The 19117-nt window shown below is 71.2% G+C and carries 18 protein-coding genes; all 18 read right to left on the bottom strand.

Annotation, left to right across the window (positions count from 1 at the left end):
- Nucleotides 1-300: 300 nt before the first annotated feature.
- Nucleotides 301-627: a DUF1048 domain-containing protein gene (locus ACWDRB_RS04890; protein WP_449891880.1), complete on the bottom strand. Its 327-nt coding sequence runs from the start codon at nt 625-627 to the stop codon at nt 301-303.
- Nucleotide 628: 1 nt separating this feature from the next.
- Complete coding sequence (locus tag ACWDRB_RS04885) at nt 629-985, bottom strand: DUF1048 domain-containing protein (protein WP_363963699.1); 357 nt, start codon at nt 983-985, stop codon at nt 629-631.
- Entirely contained in the window at nt 982-1308 is a 327-nt protein-coding gene (locus tag ACWDRB_RS04880; protein ID WP_350729188.1) for a PadR family transcriptional regulator, read from the bottom strand. The genes ACWDRB_RS04885 and ACWDRB_RS04880 overlap by 4 nt, the downstream gene beginning before the upstream one ends.
- A 363-nt stretch (nt 1309-1671) precedes the next feature.
- Nucleotides 1672-1971: a hypothetical protein gene (locus ACWDRB_RS04875; protein ID WP_449891878.1), complete on the bottom strand. Its 300-nt coding sequence runs from the start codon at nt 1969-1971 to the stop codon at nt 1672-1674.
- Nucleotides 1972-2090: 119 nt separating this feature from the next.
- Complete coding sequence (locus ACWDRB_RS04870; protein WP_449891877.1) at nt 2091-4118, bottom strand: hypothetical protein; 2028 nt, start codon at nt 4116-4118, stop codon at nt 2091-2093.
- 41 nt (nt 4119-4159) lie between these two features.
- Nucleotides 4160-5029 (bottom strand): DivIVA domain-containing protein, encoded by an 870-nt coding sequence (locus ACWDRB_RS04865; protein ID WP_350729183.1) that lies wholly within the window; start codon nt 5027-5029, stop codon nt 4160-4162.
- A gap of 106 nt (nt 5030-5135) precedes the next feature.
- Nucleotides 5136-5423, bottom strand: coding sequence for a YggT family protein (locus ACWDRB_RS04860; protein ID WP_350729181.1), 288 nt, complete (start codon nt 5421-5423; stop codon nt 5136-5138).
- An 80-nt stretch (nt 5424-5503) separates the two neighbouring features.
- Nucleotides 5504-6004: a cell division protein SepF gene (locus tag ACWDRB_RS04855; protein WP_350729179.1), complete on the bottom strand. Its 501-nt coding sequence runs from the start codon at nt 6002-6004 to the stop codon at nt 5504-5506.
- Between the two features lie 139 nt (nt 6005-6143).
- The gene (locus ACWDRB_RS04850; RefSeq protein ID WP_363963690.1) at nt 6144-6836 is read right to left on the bottom strand and encodes a YggS family pyridoxal phosphate-dependent enzyme; all 693 of its coding nucleotides are present in this window, start codon (nt 6834-6836) and stop codon (nt 6144-6146) included.
- A gap of 96 nt (nt 6837-6932) precedes the next feature.
- On the bottom strand, nt 6933-8408 hold the full coding sequence (gene ftsZ / locus ACWDRB_RS04845) for a cell division protein FtsZ (RefSeq protein ID WP_449891876.1): 1476 nt from the start codon (nt 8406-8408) through the stop codon (nt 6933-6935).
- A gap of 324 nt (nt 8409-8732) precedes the next feature.
- On the bottom strand, nt 8733-9398 hold the full coding sequence (locus ACWDRB_RS04840) for a cell division protein FtsQ/DivIB (protein WP_350729174.1): 666 nt from the start codon (nt 9396-9398) through the stop codon (nt 8733-8735).
- 159 nt (nt 9399-9557) lie between these two features.
- Nucleotides 9558-10955 carry a UDP-N-acetylmuramate--L-alanine ligase gene (gene murC / locus ACWDRB_RS04835; protein WP_449891875.1) on the bottom strand — a complete coding sequence of 466 codons (1398 nt, stop codon included), beginning with the start codon at nt 10953-10955 and terminating at the stop codon, nt 9558-9560.
- Entirely contained in the window at nt 10952-12028 is a 1077-nt protein-coding gene (gene murG, locus ACWDRB_RS04830; RefSeq protein WP_350729170.1) for an undecaprenyldiphospho-muramoylpentapeptide beta-N-acetylglucosaminyltransferase, read from the bottom strand. The genes murC and murG overlap by 4 nt, the downstream gene beginning before the upstream one ends.
- Before the next feature lie 12 nt (nt 12029-12040).
- On the bottom strand, nt 12041-13315 hold the full coding sequence (gene ftsW / locus ACWDRB_RS04825; protein ID WP_449891874.1) for a putative lipid II flippase FtsW: 1275 nt from the start codon (nt 13313-13315) through the stop codon (nt 12041-12043).
- Nucleotides 13299-14675 (bottom strand): UDP-N-acetylmuramoyl-L-alanine--D-glutamate ligase, encoded by a 1377-nt coding sequence (gene murD, locus ACWDRB_RS04820; protein ID WP_449891873.1) that lies wholly within the window; start codon nt 14673-14675, stop codon nt 13299-13301. The genes ftsW and murD overlap by 17 nt, the downstream gene beginning before the upstream one ends.
- Nucleotides 14672-15730, bottom strand: coding sequence for a phospho-N-acetylmuramoyl-pentapeptide-transferase (mraY, locus tag ACWDRB_RS04815; protein WP_364251507.1), 1059 nt, complete (start codon nt 15728-15730; stop codon nt 14672-14674). Before mraY ends, murD begins: the two co-directional genes overlap by 4 nt.
- The gene (murF, locus tag ACWDRB_RS04810) at nt 15727-17553 is read right to left on the bottom strand and encodes a UDP-N-acetylmuramoyl-tripeptide--D-alanyl-D-alanine ligase (RefSeq protein ID WP_449891872.1); all 1827 of its coding nucleotides are present in this window, start codon (nt 17551-17553) and stop codon (nt 15727-15729) included. Before murF ends, mraY begins: the two co-directional genes overlap by 4 nt.
- A complete protein-coding gene (locus ACWDRB_RS04805) occupies nt 17553-19091 on the bottom strand; it encodes a UDP-N-acetylmuramoyl-L-alanyl-D-glutamate--2,6-diaminopimelate ligase (RefSeq protein ID WP_355191727.1) in 1539 nt (512 codons plus the stop codon). The genes murF and ACWDRB_RS04805 overlap by 1 nt, the downstream gene beginning before the upstream one ends.
- Between the last annotated feature and the right edge of the window lie 26 nt (nt 19092-19117).

Here is a 19117-nt window from a genome sequence, read left to right as displayed (position 1 = left end):
ACCGTGGTTGCCGGGGATCTTCGCGTGATCTTGATGTTCGGATTGCGCTCGACCACCTGAGTGAGGCCGGTCGACGACGATGTCGCCGCTGGGCGAGTTCACCCGGCAGGTCGCCGGCGGCCTCGCCGATTCGGGGTATCCGCCGGAGTTCATTGATGGCCCCGCAGGCGCCGGTGGAGATATCGACGGGCCGCGCCGGTGAGCGGGCTGATGAGGGGCCGGCGTTCAGATCGAAGATGATCGAGGCCGCGCTGGAGGCACCGACCGAGCAGCTCGTGTTCAAGGCCGGGTCGACGGATACTACTTCTCGGCCGTGCCGGATTCCCCGCTGATGGACTCCTGATAGATGTCCGCGAAGGTGCGCGAGTCCTTGACCAGGTCGTCGCAGAAGGCGGCGACGTCGTTGCCGATGAGTTCCAGGACTCCCTTGCCGGCCGCGACACCCTCCTCGAAGAAATCGACGATCCCTGAGAGCAGGGGACCCTCAAGCAAGTCGATCGGTCCGACCTTGAAGAAGTACCTCTGCATCTCCTTGTAGACGATCTGGTAGTCCGGCGGGAGCGCCTTGACCCGCGCCATGTGCGCCCGCCACTGCTTCTTGCCCTCGATGATGTCCTGGATGCCCACGTCAGCCTCCTAGCCGGCCCAGTTTCCTTGCGACGTTCCTGTTCAACTGCTCGCGCCACCTGTCGCGATAGCTCCGAGCCCCTTTTCCGCCTGCCAGCGCCGCGCAGAAGCCCCCGATGTCGTCCCCCAGCACCTCGTGAATGCTCCGCCCATCGGCCGCCGTCTCTTCGAGCAGCCCCAGAGCACCGTCGAGAATCGGCATCAGGTTTCGACCTGTGAAGTCCCCGTAGGGAAAAAGATGACCCTTGATCTCTTCCCACGCCGCCCGGTAGTCGGCCGGCAATGCCTCGGCCCGAGCTTCGAACGCCTTCCATTCCCTGGTGAGATCGCTGCCTGTCATGGTCTCCCAGAAGTTCATCTCCCGCCCTCCTTGAGCTTGTCGATCCGCGATGTGATGTACTCCCATTTCGCCCAGAACGTCGCGAGTTCTTCGCGCCCCGCGTCGTTGAGCTCATAGAACTTGCGCGGCGGGCCCAGCCCGGACGGTCGTTTCGTCACCTGGACGAGCCCGTTCTTCTCCAGTCGCAACAGAATGGTGTAAACCGTCCCCTCGACGACGTCGGCGAAGCCCAGCTCGTTCAGCCGACGCGTGATGGCGTACCCGTAGGTCTCCTCGCTGCCGATGATCTCCAGCACGCAGCCCTCAAGCGTGCCCTTCAGCATCTCTGTCAGGCCGTCCATCGTGGGTCCTCTTCCGCCTTTCCCTTGGTACTCGGTGCTACCGAGTACCAGTACACGGTACCACGGAGTAGTGGACCAATGCCGTACAAACGACGAGCACGGACCACGGAGGCGACTCGAATCATCGGCGCCGCACTTACACGAGTGCTCGACCCCGCCGATGACCTTCCGGGAGCGCCTTGCAGGAGAAGGCGTCGGCGCAGGTGAGGGCGGTTTGCGCCGAAGGCGGTACGGACCGGCCAAGTTCGCGAAGGCGTCAGCGCGGCCGCGCCACGCCGAGGAGGAACTCCAACGTCCGACACGCCGCCCGGGGATGATCGGATGGGCTGCCGCCGGCAGCGGCGTCAAGAAGACCGCGCCGCTCTACAGCGGCACCATCAAGCCGTCGATGCCCGCGTGGCCGCAGGATTCGCGCCGGGCAAGGGTGAAACCCTGCTCCTGGACCCCGACGGCTGCGGCCCAGGAGGAATCCTGGAACGACCCCACGCTGAGCAGGATCACACCGCTTACCCGTCGTCGCGCAAGCTCGGCGACGTGCTCCCGGTCGACCTCCACATCGCCGTTGGACGTCGCCACGTTCACGCTCAGCTGGTGCCGGCGAGCCGCGTCGGTGAGCTGCTGGGTCAGTCCCGCGAAGGAGGACGGCGTGATCTCAGGCAACACCAGCCCGACCGAGTCGGTGCTGTCCGTCTTCCTGGCTCGCGCCGGTCACCGAGATCACGTCGAGCACCCGTTGCCGAGTAGCCGGTCCGACCTGACCAGGAACGTCGTTCAGCGGGCTCTCAGCTCACCGTCTCGCGGTCGTGCTGGCACACCGAGCAGCTCGTCAGTCCGGCCGCCTCCGCTGCGGCGAGCGTCATCGTCTCCACGCCCGACTCCCCCGCGCCCCTGATCAACGGGCACGCGGTGCTGTGGTAGCGGCGGGTGCCGATGATGACCTTCACCGTGCCGGAACGCTCGTCCTTGCCCTCAGCGCCGCCCGAGGAGCCGGTGGACTTGTCAGCGGCCTTGGCCGAGCCGGAGGCCTCAGGCTTGGTGGTCTTGGCGGTCGCAGCCGGGGTGCCGGGCTTGGGCGTCGAGCCGCTCCCCTCGCCCTTGAGGACGTCGGGCTTGGTGGAAGTGGCGTCGTCCTTGGAGCCCGAGCTGGCGGATCCGGGCGTCGAACCCGTCGCCGTGCCGGACTTCGCCCCCGAACCGGCGGGCCCGCCGGTGCCGGAGGTCCCGGGCTTCGGGCCAGCGCCGCCGGACGTGCCCGCCTTGGCCGGGCCACTCGCCGCAGAGGGCCGCCCAGACGCGGACGGGCGGTCAGAGGCAGATGGCCGATCCGAGGCCGACGGGCGGTCGGGGCCGGACTTTTCCGTTGTCGAAGGCTTGGTGGCCGGGCTCGGGCCGGAAGGGCGTCCGGCGCTCGCGCCGGGGCCTGGGGGCAGCGGGCCCTTGGGCTTGGCCTCCGACTCGGCGGAGGACGCGGGCCGCTCCGGCACCGTCGCGCTCTCTCCCGCCGTGGCAGGCGTCTTGGCGGCCCCAGAAGGACGCTGTGACGGCCCGGAGGCCCCACCCGAGGGCCCAGGGCGGACCGGCGTCCCGGAAGAGGTCACGCGCGGCTGCGGTGCCGTGGCGGGCCCCGCGGAATCGTCCTCGTCGGTCGCCTTCGAAGAGGGCCCACCGGCGGGCTGTCCCGGCCGGGCACCGGTCGATCCCGGCTTCGCGCCGGACGACGGACCACCGGTCGATCCCGGCTTCGACGACGGGCCGCCGGTCTGCCCCGGCTTGTCGCCAGGCCGGCCGGGCTGGGTGCCGGGCTGCTCGGGCGAGCCGGTGGACTGGCCGGGCTGGCCGGGCTGGGTGCCGGACGGACGGGGTGCGTCCGTGGGACGGCCGGGCTTGGGGCCGGGCTGTTCCGGCGAGCCGGTGCGCTGCGAAGGCTTGGCCGCGGGTGCTCCGGCCTTGCCGGGGGCTCCCGTGGCGGGACCTTCCGGAGTGGCGGAGGGCGAGCCGGGCCTGCGCGCGGAAGGCGGCGGCCGGAAATATGAAGTCTCCGCGTCCGCCTGATCGTCATCCGATTCGGCGGCGGAGGAGGTGGACGGGCGGCCGAACCACGCGGTGGCGCCTTCCTCGCGGGAGGCGGGCTCCGGGTCGGGGGTGGAAGCCTTCGCGGCAGGCTTCGGCGGGGCGACCGGCGGACGTACGTCGCGGGTCTCCGCGGAGTCTTCCGCCCGGCTCGCCGCCGTGACGGCGGTGCCGGGGGCGACGACGGGCTCGGGGTCGGCGGCAGGCGGCAGCTGCCGTCCGCCGAGCGCGGCGTCAGGCAGGCACGCCGTGCAGGGCGTGAAGCCCTCCTCGCGTGCCTCCTCGTACGTGAGCTCCTCGGTGTCCCGGCCGCTCAGTTGTCGGCAGCCGGACACGTGGTAGCGCTTGCGTCCGGGGATCACCAACACGATCGCATCCGGCGAGATGCCGCTCGCCGCGGGGCGGCGGGGTGCGGCGGCGGGAACGGTCGCCGTCCGCTGCGGCGTCTGCGGATGCGGATGGGGTCGCGGTGGGGCCTGGTGACCCATGGGGCCGGTCTGACTGTACGGCGTGCCGGGGCCCGGCGGCATGAGCCCTTTCGGGGGGGTGGCCGGCGCAGCGACCTGCCCACCACCGGGAAAAAGCTCGTTTCGCCGCAGGAACGCCCCGATCACGAGGAACAGCGCGGACAGCACGCTGACCACGATGGACCACATGATCAGGAACGGCTTAGCCAGTACGAAGCCCGCGATCAGCAACACGACCGCCGCGAGCACCAAACCAGCACTGATAAGGATCACAGGGGGCTCTTTCGAGTTACAGGTCCTAGTGACCCGCTACTTTACCGGCGGTCGTTGTGGGGACCGTCACCGCCGGGGAAGACACCCTGGGGAGCCTCGCCGCCGAACGGGCTGGGACCACCGGGAAGCGGCGGCTGGCCCTGCGACACGGCGTGCGACATCGCGGGGGCCTGACCCGCCGGACCACCGGACATCACCGGGAACCCACCGCTGCCCTCAGCGGAGACGTTGAGCTCGGCGAGCTGGTTTTCCAGGTAGAGCTTGAGCCTGCTGCGGTATTCGCGCTCGAAGCTGCGCAGCTCCTCGACCTTGCGCTCGAGCTCGTCGCGGGTCTGCACCAGCGAGCCCATCGCCTGGCGGTGGCGCTCCTGCGCGTCGCGCTCGAGCGTCTCGGCGCGGGCGCGGGCGTCGCCGATGACCTGCTCGGCCTGGCGGCGTGCCTTGGTGAGGATCTCGTCGGCCTCGCGGCGGGCGCGGGTGACCGTCTCGTCCGCCTCCCGGCGGGCGTCGGAGATCGCCTGGTCGGCGGTCTGCTGGGCGAGGGCGAGCACGCGGGCCGCCGTGTCCATGTTGTCCTCGGCGGGAGGCATGTTCATGACGGGGACCGGCTGCTGCACAGGCGGCGGCTCGGGGGCGCGCATGGGCTCCGGCTGGGGCGGCGGAGCCATCATCTCGGGCTTGGGCTGCTCCTGGACCGGGGCGGAGGCCATGGGCATGTTCATGCCGCCCGGCACCTTCCCCCGCAGGCACTCGGCCAGCTTGGCGCGGAGCTCTTCGTTCTCTTGGATCAGACGGTCGAGCTCAGCCTCCACCTCGTCGAGGAAGGCGTCGACCTCTTCCTCGTCGTAGCCCGGCCGCAGCCGGGTGGTACTGAACTGCTTGTTCCGCACATCAGCGGGCGTCAGCGGCATTTTTTGGTCTCCTTGGCGCGCTTTGGAGTCTGTCCGGAGGGACGGTAACCCGAATCACTTCAGCGCGGACACGAGTTGGATCACGACCTGCGCCACACCGCCCCCGTCATCGCAGCATCCCCACGATCTGGATCAGCAGCAGCACGGCGATGAACAGGACAGTGAAGCTTAGGTCAAAGGCCACCGTACCCAACCGGAGCGGGGGAATGAAACGGCGGAGGAACTTGAGAGGTGGGTCGGTTGCGGTGTAAGTGGCTTCGGCCAGCACCAGGACGATGCCGGAGGGGCGCCACTGACGGGCGAAAGCCTGCACCGTCTCGAAGATCATTCTGCCGATGAGCAGCACCAGGTAGAGAGACAGGACTACGACCAAGATCTGGCTTACGATCCCCACGGCCCGGCCGCGCCTCCACTCCCGATGTGCCCTCCCGGTCTCGGCGAGACCCGGTTGGGTGCGATAGACATACAGAGACTCTAACTCTGATTGAAGAACCCGCGTTCCGCGATTCGGGCCTTGTCCTCGGCGGTCACCTCGACATTGGCAGGGGACAACAGGAACACCTTGTTGGTAACACGTTCAATGCTGCCATGTAGGCCAAAGACCAGACCTGCCGCGAAATCGACTAGACGCTTGGCGTCGCTGTCAACCATCTCCGTCAGGTTCATGATGACCGGGGTGCCGTCTCGGAAGTGCTCTCCGATGGTACGCGCCTCGTTGTACGTCCGGGGGTGGAGTGTCGTGATGCGGGCCAGATCGGTCGTGCGGCGCTCCAGGATCGTCGTGGCGGGCCTGGGCGCGGGCACCCCCGCCTCGGGCTCCTCGTCGCGCTCCTGGACCGCTACGGGCCGCTCGTCGCCGGGCCGCTGCACCTCGTCCTCGTAGGCGTAGTCGTCCGGGTAGGTTTCGTACCTCTCGTAGCGGTCGTCCTCCACGAGACCGAGGTAGACCGCCATCTTGCGCATCGCGCCGGCCATCGCTACGTCGTCCTCCTGCTCACGGTCGCACTCGCTCGAGCCCGACACCGGATCCCGAGGCGGTAGCCGTACCCCCTTGGAGCTCACCGCTGATCGACCTCTACTTGATCATGGGCCTGAAGACCCACTTGAGGGGACATTACCTGACGAAGGGCTTGCGACGACCGAGCAACGCCGTACCGACCCGCACGTGTGTCGCGCCGTACGCGATGGCTTCGGCGAGGTCCTCGCTCATACCGGCCGAAATCATCGTGGCGCGCGGGTGCTGCTCCTCCAGGCGCGTGGCCACGTCACGCAACCTGGCGAACGCCTTGGCGGGCTCCTCCCCCAGCGGCGCCACGGCCATGATGCCGCCCAGCCACAGCCCCTCGGCCAGCGCCACCTCGTCGGCCAGCTCCAGCACGTCCGCGGCGCGGGCACCGCCCCTTTCGGGGTCGTCGTCGAGCGCGACCTGGATGAGACAGCCGACCCTGCGGCCCTGGCGGACCGCCTCCTTGCTGATCGCCTCCACCAGCCGGAGCCGGTCGACGGAGTGGATCACGTCGGCGTACGCGACGACCGAGCGGACCTTGTTCGTCTGGAGCTGGCCGACGAAATGCCAGGTCAGCGGCAGGTCCGCAAGCTCGTGCGCCTTGGGCGCGGCCTCCTGGTCCCGGTTCTCGCCGACGTCGCGCACGCCCAGCTCGGCCAGAATGCGCACGTCCTCGGCCGGGCGGGTCTTGGTGACGGCGATCAGCGTGACCTCGCCCCGGTCACGACCCACCGCGCGGCAGGCCGCCGCGATGCGCGTGTCGACCTCGGCGAGCCCGGCCGCGATCTCGTCCCTTCTCACGTGGCCCTCCCTTTCACTACACGCCCGTGCGGTACGCCTCGCGCACGACGGCGCCGCTCCCGGATCCCTGCCGGGGAGCGGCGTCAGGCTACCGGGCTATTTGAGGAAGTCGGGGACGTCGAGCTCCTCTTCCTGTTCCTCGAAGACCACCCGAGGACGTTTGGCGGGCTCCGACATGCGGGAGGTGATGGGCGTGGGCGGGTTGGCGGGCTCGGGCGTGGGCCGGGGGATGGAGACGGGGCCGGACGGCTCGTCGGCCGGCGGCTCGTCGTCGACGGACCCGGGGATCTGCGCCGACTCCACCGGGCGCACCGGCTCCGGGCGCGGCGGCTCGGGACGGGGCTCCGGGCGGGGATCCGCCCTGAACTCCGCGCGCGGCTCCGGCCGGGGGTCGGCCCTGAACTCGGCCCGCGGCTCCGGACGGAACTCGGCGCGCGGCTCGGGCCGGAAGTCCGTACGCGGCTCCGGACGTGCCTCAGCGCGCGGCTCAGGGCGCAGCCCGGGCTGCTCCGATTTCACACTGGGGGACGCGACGCTCGGCCGCACAGGGGACGACACGGGCGGCGCGGCCGGCGGGGCGGCGGGACGGCTCGCCGGGCGGGGCAGCGGCTTCTCCACCGGAGGCGGCACGTCGTCGAACCCGGCCGCGATCACCGTCACGCGGACCTCGTCGCCGAGCGCGTCGTCGATGACCGTACCGAAGATGATGTTGGCGTCCGGCGCGGCCGCCATGGACACGAGCTGCGCGGCCTCGTTGATCTCGAACAGACCGAGGTCGGAGCCGCCCGCGATCGACAGCAGCACGCCGTGGGCGCCGTCGATGCTGGCCTCCAGCAGCGGGCTGGAGACCGCCATCTCGGCCGCGGCCACCGAACGGTCGTCGCCGCGGGCGTGGCCGATGCCCATGAGGGCGGAACCGGCGCCCGACATGACCGACTTGACGTCGGCGAAGTCGAGGTTGATCAGACCAGGGGTGGTGATCAGGTCGGTGATGCCCTGGACACCGGACAGCAGCACCTGGTCCGCCGCCTTGAACGCGTCGAGCACGCTCACCTGCCGGTCGGAGATCGACAGCAGACGGTCGTTGGGGATCACGATCAGCGTGTCGACCTCGTCGCGCAGCGTCTCGATGCCGGCCTCGGCCTGCATGGCCCTGCGCCGTCCCTCGAAGCTGAACGGCCTGGTCACGACACCGATGGTGAGCGCGCCGAGCGACCGGGCGATGTTGGCCACGACGGGCGCGCCGCCCGTGCCGGTGCCACCACCCTCGCCGGCCGTGACGAAGACCATGTCGGCCCCCTTGAGGACCTCCTCGATCTCCTCGCGGTGGTCCTCGGCCGCCTTACGCCCCACGTCGGGGTTGGCGCCCGCGCCCAGTCCGCGCGTGAGCTCACGGCCCACGTCGAGTTTCACATCGGCGTCACTCATCAGCAGCGCCTGGGCGTCGGTGTTTATCGCGATGAACTCGACGCCCTTGAGTCCCTCCTCGATCATCCGGTTGACGGCGTTGACTCCGCCGCCGCCGATGCCGACGACCTTGATGACCGCGAGGTAGTTCTGCGGTGCTGCCACGACGAGGGGCCTTTCCGCTCGTTGACTTGCCATTTCGGTGCGGATTGTCTCCGCTTTTTGTCACTTCGGGTAACTCTCAACCTCAGGTTGAGATTTAGATTTATGTCAACCTGAGGATTGATACGGACAGTAGGAGTCCCCTACCTGGCGGGTCAACTAACCGCGCCGCAAGCACGTCCGGCGTGTCGCGGGCTGTCCGTTTCGCTCCGAAGTCGCGCCTGGTCGGGGGCTCCTGGCCCGACGTACGACTTAAGGCTCTCACGCCGCGACCCCCACCTCGCACAAGCTGGGCGATGCCGTTGCCGCGCACTTGCCCAGTCTTGATCACTTCAGCGTCACCACGTCCGGAGAGCTGACGTCGTACACCGTGGCTTTTTCTCGTTTGAGCAGTGATGTAAGAATGCGCGCCTTCTCCTTGGGACGGTCGGCGCCGCCCCAGATGACGGTGCGCCCGTCGGACAGCAGCAGGGTCACGCCCTCGGCCGTGCCCGCGCGGACCTCCCGGACCTTGGGCGCCAGCACGCCCGGGACCGCCTGAATGACCTGCAGCGCCGCCATCATGGCCGGGTCGCCGACGGCGGGGTTGTCGACCTTGAGCACCGGCAGCATGGGCGGTGCCGCGGACTTGACCTCGATCACCACGCCCTGCTTGTCGACGATCGCCACCTTGCCGCCCGCGGGGATCGCGGCGACGGGCTCGCGCTCGACCACTTCGATCTTGAGCGTGCCCGGCCAGATCCGGTCCACCTTCGCCTTGGCGAGCTGTCTGATGCCGAGCACGCGGGTCTCGACGTCGGCGAGGTTGACGGTGGCGAGGGGATGGAGGTCCGGCACGCCGGCCTGCTGTTTGATGCGCTCGCTCGGCACTGTGAGATTTCCCACGATCTCGATCGAGCGCACGCCCAGCACGGGTGAGAAGAACACCAGCCAGGCGGCCGTGCCCACCACTCCCGCCGTCAGCAGCCCCAGGAACGCGGTCCTCGCCTTCATCGCCCTCCCCATGTCGGCCCCCGGGGTTTCGGCCCCCGAGCGTCGGCACAGAACCTACGCCGACACGCCCCACGGCACCGCGCGCCACGCCCAAACGCCCCCCAACGGGACGCACCGCGCTCCCTTCGGTGCTCGCGCGCCGTCAGTCCGCAGGGGGTGTCAGGAGAGGCGGGCCACGATCTGGGGGCCGAGCTCCGTGACGTCGCCCGCGCCCATGGTGAGCACGATGTCGCCGGGCCGCGCCCGTTCGGCCACCATCGCGGGCACCAGGGCCCGGTCGGGCGCGTACGCGACCCGCTCCGGAGGCAGTGGCACCTTCCCGGCCACCATCGCGCCCGAGACGCCCGGCTCGGGATCCTCGCGGGCCCCGTAGACGTCGAGCACGATGGCCTCGTCGGCCAGCGCGAGCGCCGCGCCGAACTCGTCGGCGAAGAACCGGGTGCGCGAGTAGAGGTGCGGCTGGAAGATCGCGATGACCCGGCCGTGGCCGGAGTAGGAGGCGACCACGTCGCGGGCGGCCTTCAGGTCGGCGGTGAGCTCGGTCGGGTGGTGCGCGTAGCTGTCGAAGACCGCGATGCCGCCGGCCTCGCCCTTGGCCTCGAAGCGCCGCTTGGCCCCCGTGAAGGCCCCCAGCCCCTCTCTGATCTCCTCGAAGGGCAGCCCCAGCTCGTCGGCCACGGCGATCACCGCGGTGGCGTTGAGCGCGTTGTGCGCCCCGGGGACGGCCAGCCGGACCTCGCCCCTGCCCTCGATGCCGAAGACCGTGCCGAACCCGTCGGGCCTGATCCCGCTCACGCGGTAGTCCTCGCCCTCGGCCCCGTACGTCTTGACCCGCAACCCCCGCTCGCGCGCCCGGAGCGCCAGCTCGGCAGCGCCCGGGTCGTCGGCGCACGCGATCAGCAGCGAGCCCACCCGCTCGGCGAACCGGGCGAAGCTGGCGTGCACGGCCCCCGGGTCGCCGTAGTTGTCGAGGTGGTCGGCCTCGACGTTGGTCACCACGGCGATGTCGGGCGCGAGCATGAGGAAGGAGCCGTCGCTCTCGTCGGCCTCGGCCACGAACACCTGGCCCTGCCCCTCGTCGGCGCCGAGCCCGGTGGTGACGAGCTGCCCGCCCACGCAGTAGGACGGGTCGGCGCCGCACTTCTGCAGGGCCACGGTCAGCATCGAGCTGGTGGTGGTCTTGCCGTGGGTGCCCGCGATGGCCACGGCGGTGCGCCCGGCCATGACGGAGGCCAGCGCGGCGGCCCGCGGGATGATCCGCAGCCCCTGCTTGAGCGCCTCGCCCAGCTCGGGGTTGGAGTCGCGGATGGCGGTGGAGACGACCACGGTGTCGACGTCCTTGATGTGCGAGGCGGCGTGGCCGATGTGGACCGTGGCGCCCAGCTCGCGCAGCTCGGTGATCAGCTCGGAGCTGCGCGCGTCGCTGCCGGACACCCGTACGCCGCGCTTGAGGAGGATGCGGGCGATGCCCGACATGCCCGCGCCGCCGATGCCGATGAAGTGCACCCGCCCCAGATCCGCTACGGCAATGGGATCGACCAGCTTGACGAGACTCATCGGGCTATCTCCAACACTTTCCGGGCAAGCATGATATCGGCGTCCTTCCGGCCAAGTCTGGAGGCGGCCTCCGACATGGCCGCGACCCGCTCGGGGTCACGGAGGATGGGCAGCACGTTGTGGATGATCCATTCGGGTGTCAGTTGGGCGTCGTCGACCATCAGGCCGCCGCCGCCCCGGGCGATGCGCCCGGCGTTGATGGCCTGCTCGCCGTTGCCGTGCGGCAGCGGCACGTACGCGGCCGGCAGCCCCACCGCGGTCAGCTCCGCGCACGACAGCGCGCCGGCGCGGCACAGCGCGAAGTCGGCGGCCGCGTAGGCGACGTCCATGCGGTCGACGTAGGGCAGCAGCACGTACTGCGGGTCGCCCGGCGGCGGCTCGCGGTCGACGGTGTTGTTCGGGCCGAGCACGTGGAGCACCTGCACGCCCGCGCTGCGCAGCACGGGCGCGGCGGCGAGCGCGGCCTGGTTGAGCGACCTGGCGCCCTGCGAGCCACCGAAGACCAGCAGCGTCGGCCGGTCGTTCTCCAGCCCGAACCAGGAGCGCGCCTTGTCGCCCGCCGACAGCCGGTCGAGCGTGACGATCTCGCGGCGCAGCGGGGTGCCGATGTATTCGGCCTTGGGCATCGCGGCCTCGGGGAAGCCGGTGAAGACGTGCTCGGTGAGCCGGGCGCCCAGCCGGTTGGCCAGGCCGGGGCGCGGATTGGCCTCGTGCACGACGATCGGCACGCCGCGCCGCTTGGCCGCCAGGTAGGCGGGGGTCGCGACGTAGCCGCCGAAGCCCACGAGGACGTCGGCCTGGACCCGGTCGAGTATGCCGGCCGCGGCGTTGATCGCCCCGGCCAGCCGGCCCGGCACGGTGAGCAGGCTCGGAGTGATCGCCCTTGGCAGCGGCACGGCCGGCACCAGCGCCAGCTCGTAGCCCCTGGCGGGCACCAGCCTCGTCTCCAAACCGCGCTCGGTGCCCATGCAGGTGATGCCGACGCTCCGGTCAAGATGGCGCAGCGCGTCCGCAAGGGCGAGCGCGGGCTCGATGTGCCCGGCCGTCCCACCACCGGCGAGGACCACCCTCATCTCGGTCACTCCCTAACGTGTCGCTCGGCCTTTGGTCGTACCCCCCAGGCCAAGCCAGCTTAGGGCCCGGGCGGCCGGTCCGGGGCCACGAGCTTTCAAGGCCTCCCTCGCGCCGGGCTCGCGTTTGGCGAACGACAGCAGCATGCCGAGCGCGGCGAGCGTGGGCAGCAACGAGGAGCCGCCGTACGAGACCAGCGGCAGGGGGATGCCGGTGATCGGCAGGACGCCGAGCACGGCGCCCATGTTGACGGTCGCCTGCCCGACGATCCAGGCCACCATGGCGGCGGCGGCGAGCCTGGTGAAGGCGTCGTTGACGCGGACGGCGACGCGCAGCCCGGCATACCCGAGCAGCCCGAACAGCGCCACCACCATCAGCGTGCCCATCAGCCCGAGCTCCTCGCCGAGGATGGCGAAGATGAAGTCGCTCTCGCCGTGGGGCAGCCAGTTCCACTTCTGCCGGCTGCTGCCGAGCCCGAGCCCGAACCAGCTGCCCGAGCCCATCGCGATCTGACCCTGCACGGCCTGGTATCCGTCGCCCTGCGCGTCGGCCCACGGGTTGAGATAGGCCCCGATGCGCGCCATCCGGTACGGCTCCACCTTGATCATGATGACCGCGGCGAGCACCGCCAGCGACAGGATGCCGCCGAACAGCTTGATCGGCGCCCCCACCACCCACAGCAGCGCCAGGAAGATCATGAACAGCACCAGCGTGGTGCCCAGGTCGCGGCCCAGCATGACCATGACGGCCAGGATCGCGGTGCCGGGCATGAGCGGGATCAGCAGTTGCCGCCACTCGATGCGGCCCTGCCGCGCCCGCCTGGACAGCAGGTCGGCCCCCCACAGCACGAGCCCGAGCTTGGCCGGCTCGGACGGCTGGAGGGTGAACGGGCCGATGTAGATCCACCGCTGCGCGCCCAGCTCGGACGAGCCGATGAACAGCACCATGACCAGCGCCAGGATCGACAGCGCCATCATGGGATAGCCGGCCCAGCGGAAGAACTTGGCCGGCAACCGTGAGCAGGCCCACATCACCGGCAGGCCCACCGCGGCCGACAGCGACTGCTTGAAGAACCACGAGAACGGGCTGCCGGTCTTCTGCAGCGCCTCGACGCTGGAGGCCGACAGCACCATCATCAGGCCGAGCGCGAGCAGCAGCGCGCTGCACATGATGATCAGGTAGTACGTCGTCAGCGGCTTGTCGAGCAGCTCCTTCAGCGACCCGAGCTGCTCCCGCGCCCAGCCGCCCGGCCCCTCGACGGCGCGCGGCTCCTCAGCGCTCGCGCTCACGTCGCAGCCTCAGCTCGCGTACGGCGCGCGCGAAGGCCTCCCCCCGCGCCGGGTAGTTGGCGAACATGTCCAGCGAGGCCCCCGCCGGGGAGAGCAGCACGGTGTCCCCGGGCGAGGCCAGCCGGGCGGCTTCGGTGACGACTCTTTCCATCGCACCAGTGTCCCGATCAGCGATGTCCACGACGGGGACATTCGGCGCGTGTCGCGCGATGGCTTCGGCGATCCTGTCCCGATCTGCCCCGAGCAGCACCGCTCCGCGCAGTCTGGGGGCCGCCTGGCGCACCAGGTCGTCGACGTCCGCGCCCTTGAGCTGCCCGCCCGCGACCCACACGATCGAGGGGTACGAGGCCAGCGCCGCGGCGGCGGCGTGCGGGTTGGTCGCCTTGGAGTCGTCGATGTAGTCGACCTCGCCGACCCGGTCGACGTGGGCGAGGCGGTGGGGGTCGGGCACGAAGTCGCGCAGCCCCTGGCGCACCGCCTCCGACGGCACGCCGAGCGAGCGGGCCAGGGCGGCGGCGGCCAGCGCGTTGGCCACGTTGTGCGGCGCGAAGGGCCGTACGTCCTCCAGCGTCGCCAGCTCCTCGGCCGCCTCCACGGGATCGGCCACGAACGCCCGGTCGACCAGCAGGTCCTCCACGACGCCGATCTCGCCGCGCCTGGGCACCCGCAGCGTGAACCCGACCGCCCCCGGATAGGGCGCGGCCAGCCTCGTGGCCTCGGGATCGTCGGCGTTGTAGATCACGTGCGCGGCCCGCTCGAAGATGCGGCCCTTGGCGGCGGCGTACTCCTCCATGGAGCCGTGCCAGTCGAGGTGGTCGGGGGCCACGTTGAGGATGGCCGCGGCGTGCGGGGCCAGCGTGCTGGACCAGTGGAGCTGGAAGCTGGACAGCTCGACGGCCAGCGCGTCGTACGGCTCGGCGACGGCCCGCACCACGGGGACGCCCACGTTCCCGACGGCCAGGGCCTTGTGCCCGGCGGCCAGCAGGATCGAGGTCAGCATGCGCACCGCGGTGGTCTTGCCGTTGGTGCCGGTCAGCGCGAGCCACGGGGCCGCCTGCGCCGGACGCAGCCGCCAGGCCAGCTCCACCTCCCCCACGACCTCGACGCCCGCTTCGAGCGCGGCGGCGATCAGCGGGTGGTGCGGCGCCCAGCCGGTGGTGACCAGGCGGGTCACGCCCTCCGGGATCTCCATGGCGCCGAAGCGGGTCTCCACGCCGGCCGCGGCCAGCTCGGCGGCGGCGGCGAGCTGGCTCTCGCCCTCCACCGCCTCCACGACCACGACGCGCTCGCCGCGCTCGGCCAGCACCCGCGCCACGGCGGTGCCGGACACGCCGAGCCCGGCCACGCACGTGACACTCATGGCTTGGGCATCCACTCGACGTAGAACAGCCCGAGCCCGAGGGCCGAGCAGAGCATCGCGACCAGCCAGAACCTGACCACGATCGTGGTCTCGGCCCAGCCCTTCAGCTCGAAGTGATGCTGCAACGGCGCCATCCTGAACACCCGTTTCCCGGTCATCTTGAAGAACCCGACCTGGATGATGACCGACAGGGTGATGATCACGCACAGACCGGCCAGGATGATCAGCAGGAGCTGGGTGCGGGTGGCGATGGCCAGACCGGCCAGCACGCCGCCCAGGGCCAGCGAGCCGGTGTCGCCCATGAAGATGCGGGCGGGCGGCGCGTTCCACCACAGGAACCCGATCAGCGCCCCGAGCACGGCCGCGGCAACCACGGCCAGGTCGAGCGGGTCGCGCACCCAGTAGCAGTTGGGGCCGAGCTGGTCGATGCAGTTGTTGCGCAGCTGCCAGTTGCCGATCAGCACGTACGCGGCCAGCACGACGCCGGTCGCGCCACTGGCCAGGCCGTCGAGGCCGTCGGTGAGGTTCACCGCGTTGGAGAACCCGACGATCATGAAGAGCACCCAGATGGTGAACCCGACGATGCCGATCGACGGGCCGATGTCCCGCAGGAACGACACCCGGGTCTCGGCGGGGGTGATGCCGTAGATGTTCGGCTGGCGGACCACCAGGAACGCGAAGACCGCGCCGACGACGAGCTGGCCGAGCGCCTTGGCGCCGCTGCGGAGGCCGAGGCTGCGCTGCTTGTAGATCTTGATGAAGTCGTCGAGGAACCCGACCGCGCCGAGCCCCGTCATCAGGAACAGCACCAGCATGCCCGACACGGTGGGCGGGGCGAAGGTGGCCAGGTGGGAGGCGCCGTAGGCGAGCAGCGAGGCCAGCACGAACACGATGCCGCCCATCGTGGGGGTGCCCCGCTTGCCGAGGTGGGCCTGCACGCCGTCCTCACGGATCTCCTGGCCGTAGCCGCGCCGCGACAACAGCCGGATCGCCAGCGGGGTGCCCAGCATCGAGAGGATCAGGCCCACCGCACCGGCGATGATGATTTCGGTCACTGAGCGGCACCTCCGAGCACGAGCTCGGCCGTCCGTTCCAGACCCATGGCTCTCGGTCCCTTCACCAGCACCGCGTCACCCGGCCGCAGCCATCCGGCCAGCTCGGCCGCGGCCGCCTCGGCATCGGGCACGTGCACAATTCGCATCGCCTGCGCAGGATACGCGGCCCCGCCACCGGGTGGCGCCCCGGCCACCGGCCCGCCCGGGTGAGGCCCGCCCGCGGGCGGCCCGGCGGGAACGCCGCCGAAGGGAGCCGCGCCCATGGGAGGCCCGCCCACCGGCGGCTGTCCGGGCACAGGTCCACCCGCCGGAGGCGCCTGCCACCCCTGCGGCGGCACGCCACCGGCGTCCGGCGCCTGCCAGCCGGGCTGCGGGGCCCCCTGCTCGGGGGACGGCCCGTACCAGCCTTGGTCCTGAGCGGGTCCATGCCAGCCCTGGTCCTGGGCGGGTCCGTGCCAGCCCTGGTCGGGGGAAGGCCCGTGCCAGCCCTGAGGCGCTTCCTGGTGGGGGACGGGCGCCTGCGGGACCCCGGCCGCGGCGTGGGCCGCCGCCTGGGCGTCCAGGGCCGCCTGAGCGGCCGCCTGCGCCTCCGCCGCGGCGGAGGAGGCCCCTTCCAGCACCGGGCCCGCGTCGGGGCCGGCCACGATGAGCCCGGCCAGGCCGGAGCCGCCGGCCAGCCGGCCCAGCTCCGCGTTGAGCACGGGGCCCTCCTCACCCAGCTCGCGCAGCGCCGCGATGACGGCGAAGCGCCGCCGTCCCCGGCCCAGCACCTCGAACGCCGCGAACGCCGCCCGCATCGAGTCGGGATTGGCGTTGTACGCGTCGTTGACGACCGTCACCCCGTCGGCCCGGTCCGTGACCTCCATCCGCCACCGGCTGAGCGGCGTGGCCTGCGACAGCTCGGCGGCGATGGTCGCCACCGGCAGGCCCAGCTCGTAACCGGCCGCGGCGGCGGCCAGGGCGTTCTCGACGGCGTGCTCCCCGTACAGCTGGAGCGACACGGGCGCGGACCCCGAGGGCGTGCGCAGCGTGAAGGAGGCCCGCCCGCGGGCGTCGACCGTGACGCCCTCGGCCCGGATGGAGGCGGACTCGCCCCGGCCGAAGAACGTGACCCGCGCGTCCGTGCGCGAGGCCATGGCCCGCACCAGCGGGTCGTCGGCGTTCAGGACGGCCACGCCGGTGCGCGGCAGCGCCTCGACCAGCTCGCCCTTGGCCTTGGCGATGGCCTCCTTGCCGCCGAAGACGCCGAGGTGCGCGGTGCCGACGTTGAGCACCACGCCGATCTCCGGCGGCGCGATGCGGGTCAGGTCCTTGATGTGGCCGATGTTGCGCGCGGCCAGCTCCAGCACCATGAAGCGGGTGTCGAGGTCGGCCCGCAGCACGGTCAGCGGGTGTCCGAGCTCGTTGTTGAAGCTGCCGACGGGGGCGATCGTGGGCCCGACGCGGGCGGTGAGCCGCGCCAGCAGGTCCTTGGTGCTGGTCTTGCCCGCCGAGCCGGTCACGCCGATCACGGTGACCTTGGGCAGCGCGGCCGCCTGGGCGGTGGCCAGCTCGGCCAGCGCGGCGGCGGCGTCGGGCACGATCACCGCGGGTCCCTCGACCGGCCTGGTGGCCAGCACGGCGACGGCTCCGGCCCTGATCGCCTGCGCGGCGTAGTCGTGGCCGTCGACGCGCGCGCCCTTGATGGCCACGAACAGCGATCCCGGTTCTACGGCCCGCGAGTCGATCACGACGGGCCCGCGGACGACCGCGCGGGGATCGGCCATGCCCGTCAGGGCGCCCGAGGTTATCTCGGCGATCCTGGCCAGAGGCAAGGGGATCATCAGTGCTTCCTGCTTTCCGTGCTTTCCTCGCGTGCGGCGATCGCCTCCGCGACCACCTCACGGTCGTCGAAGGGGATCACTTCGCCTGAAATGTACTGACCCTGCTCATGACCCTTGCCGGCCACGACGATCACGTCGCCTTGCCCGGCCCGGGCGATCGCCAGGCCGATGGCGGCCGCGCGGTCGGGCTCAATGATCACATGAGCGCGGTCGTGCTGCGGAACGCGGAGCGCTCCCTCCATCATCGTCACGAGAATGGCCAACGGATCCTCCGAGCGCGGATTGTCGCTCGTGAAAATGGCCACATCCGCCAGCTGGGCGGCGAGCTCGCCCATGACGGGCCGTTTGCCCTTGTCGCGGTCGCCGCCGCAGCCGAGCACGATCGTCAGCGTGCCCGCCGTGACGGACCGCAGCGAGCGCAGCACCGACTCCACGGCGCCGGGTTTGTGGGAGTAGTCCACGACGGCCTGGAACTCGTCGCCCGCGGCCGTGATCCGCTGCATGCGCCCCGGAACCCCGGTGAGCGTGCCCACGCCGTGCACGGCGGTGTGCAGCGGCACCCCGGCCTCGACGAGCGTGACGATGGAGCCGAGCGCGTTGGCGACGTTGAACGGCCCCGGCAGCGCGATCTGCGCGTCCGCCTCGACCCCGCCGGGCCCCACGACCCTGAACGCGCTGCCGTCGGCGCCCAGCCGGGCGTCCAGCGCCCGCCACTCGGCCTCCGGGTCGCCCAGCGCCGAGTACGTGGTCATCGGCACCTTCGCCAGGTCGAGCAGCTCCCGCCCGTAGCGGTCGTCGATGTTGGTCACGCCGACCCGGCTCAGCTCCGGCTGGAACAGCCGCACCTTGGTCGCGAAGTAGTCCTCGAAGTCCTTGTGGAAGTCGAGGTGGTCCTGGGAGAGGTTGGTGAACAGGGCGACGTCGTAGAAGATCCCGTCGACCCGGCCGAGCGCCAGGGCGTGGCTGGAGACCTCCATGACGGCCGCGCTGACGCCTTCCTCGCGCATCAGGGCGAACAGGCCGTGCAGCTGCGGCGCCTCGGGCGTGGTGAGCGTGGGCTGGAAGCGCGCCTCGCCGGCGCGGATCTCGACGCCGCCCACCAGGCCGGCCCGGTGCCCGGCCGCCCGCAGGCCGGCCTCGATCATGAACGTGGTGGTGGACTTGCCGCTGGTGCCGGTGACTCCGAGGATCTGGATGTCGTGGGCCGGCTGCCCGTACACCCAGGAGGAGATCTGCCCGAGCAGGGCGCGCGGGTCGGGCACGATCAGCACCGGCAGCCCGGTCGCGACGGCCTCGTCGCGGCCGGCGCGGTCGGTGAGCACCGCCACCGCTCCCTTCGCCATCGCCTCGGCGGCGAAGGCGGCTCCGTGGGCCTGTTTGCCGGGCAACGCCACGTAGAGATCTCCGCGACTGACGTCGCGGGAGTCGATGGTGACGCCGGTCAGGGCGGCATGAGGCGACCGCGACGTGCCTGAGTCGGCGTCGAGCATGGTCGCGAGCCCGGTCAGCGGGCGGGGCGGGCTGGTCGTAGGACGCATAGACGACGGGGGACGCACGGCGAGAG

This window comes from Nonomuraea sp. NPDC003707, assembly GCF_053587055.1.
The sequence above is the reverse complement of the archived record's forward strand: the minus strand, read 5'-3'. Positions and strand labels throughout refer to the sequence as shown.

Bases quoted from the DNA above. Each gene is read 5' to 3' on its own strand.
- murD (WP_449891873.1), bottom strand. From the start codon at position 14,675: ATGAGTGTCACGTGCGTGGCCGGGCTCGGCGTGTCCGGCACCGCCGTG.
- ACWDRB_RS04855 (WP_350729179.1), bottom strand. From the start codon at position 6,004: ATGGCCGGCGCGATGCGCAAGATGGCGGTCTACCTCGGTCTCGTGGAG.
- ACWDRB_RS04885 (WP_363963699.1), bottom strand. From the start codon at position 985: ATGAACTTCTGGGAGACCATGACAGGCAGCGATCTCACCAGGGAATGG.
- ACWDRB_RS04840 (WP_350729174.1), bottom strand. From the start codon at position 9,398: ATGAAGGCGAGGACCGCGTTCCTGGGGCTGCTGACGGCGGGAGTGGTG.
- murG (WP_350729170.1), bottom strand. From the start codon at position 12,028: ATGAGGGTGGTCCTCGCCGGTGGTGGGACGGCCGGGCACATCGAGCCC.
- murC (WP_449891875.1), bottom strand. From the start codon at position 10,955: ATGAGTCTCGTCAAGCTGGTCGATCCCATTGCCGTAGCGGATCTGGGG.
- ACWDRB_RS04865 (WP_350729183.1), bottom strand. From the start codon at position 5,029: ATGCCGCTGACGCCCGCTGATGTGCGGAACAAGCAGTTCAGTACCACC.
- ACWDRB_RS04805 (WP_355191727.1), bottom strand. From the start codon at position 19,091: ATGCGTCCTACGACCAGCCCGCCCCGCCCGCTGACCGGGCTCGCGACC.
- murF (WP_449891872.1), bottom strand. From the start codon at position 17,553: ATGATCCCCTTGCCTCTGGCCAGGATCGCCGAGATAACCTCGGGCGCC.
- ACWDRB_RS04880 (WP_350729188.1), bottom strand. From the start codon at position 1,308: ATGGACGGCCTGACAGAGATGCTGAAGGGCACGCTTGAGGGCTGCGTG.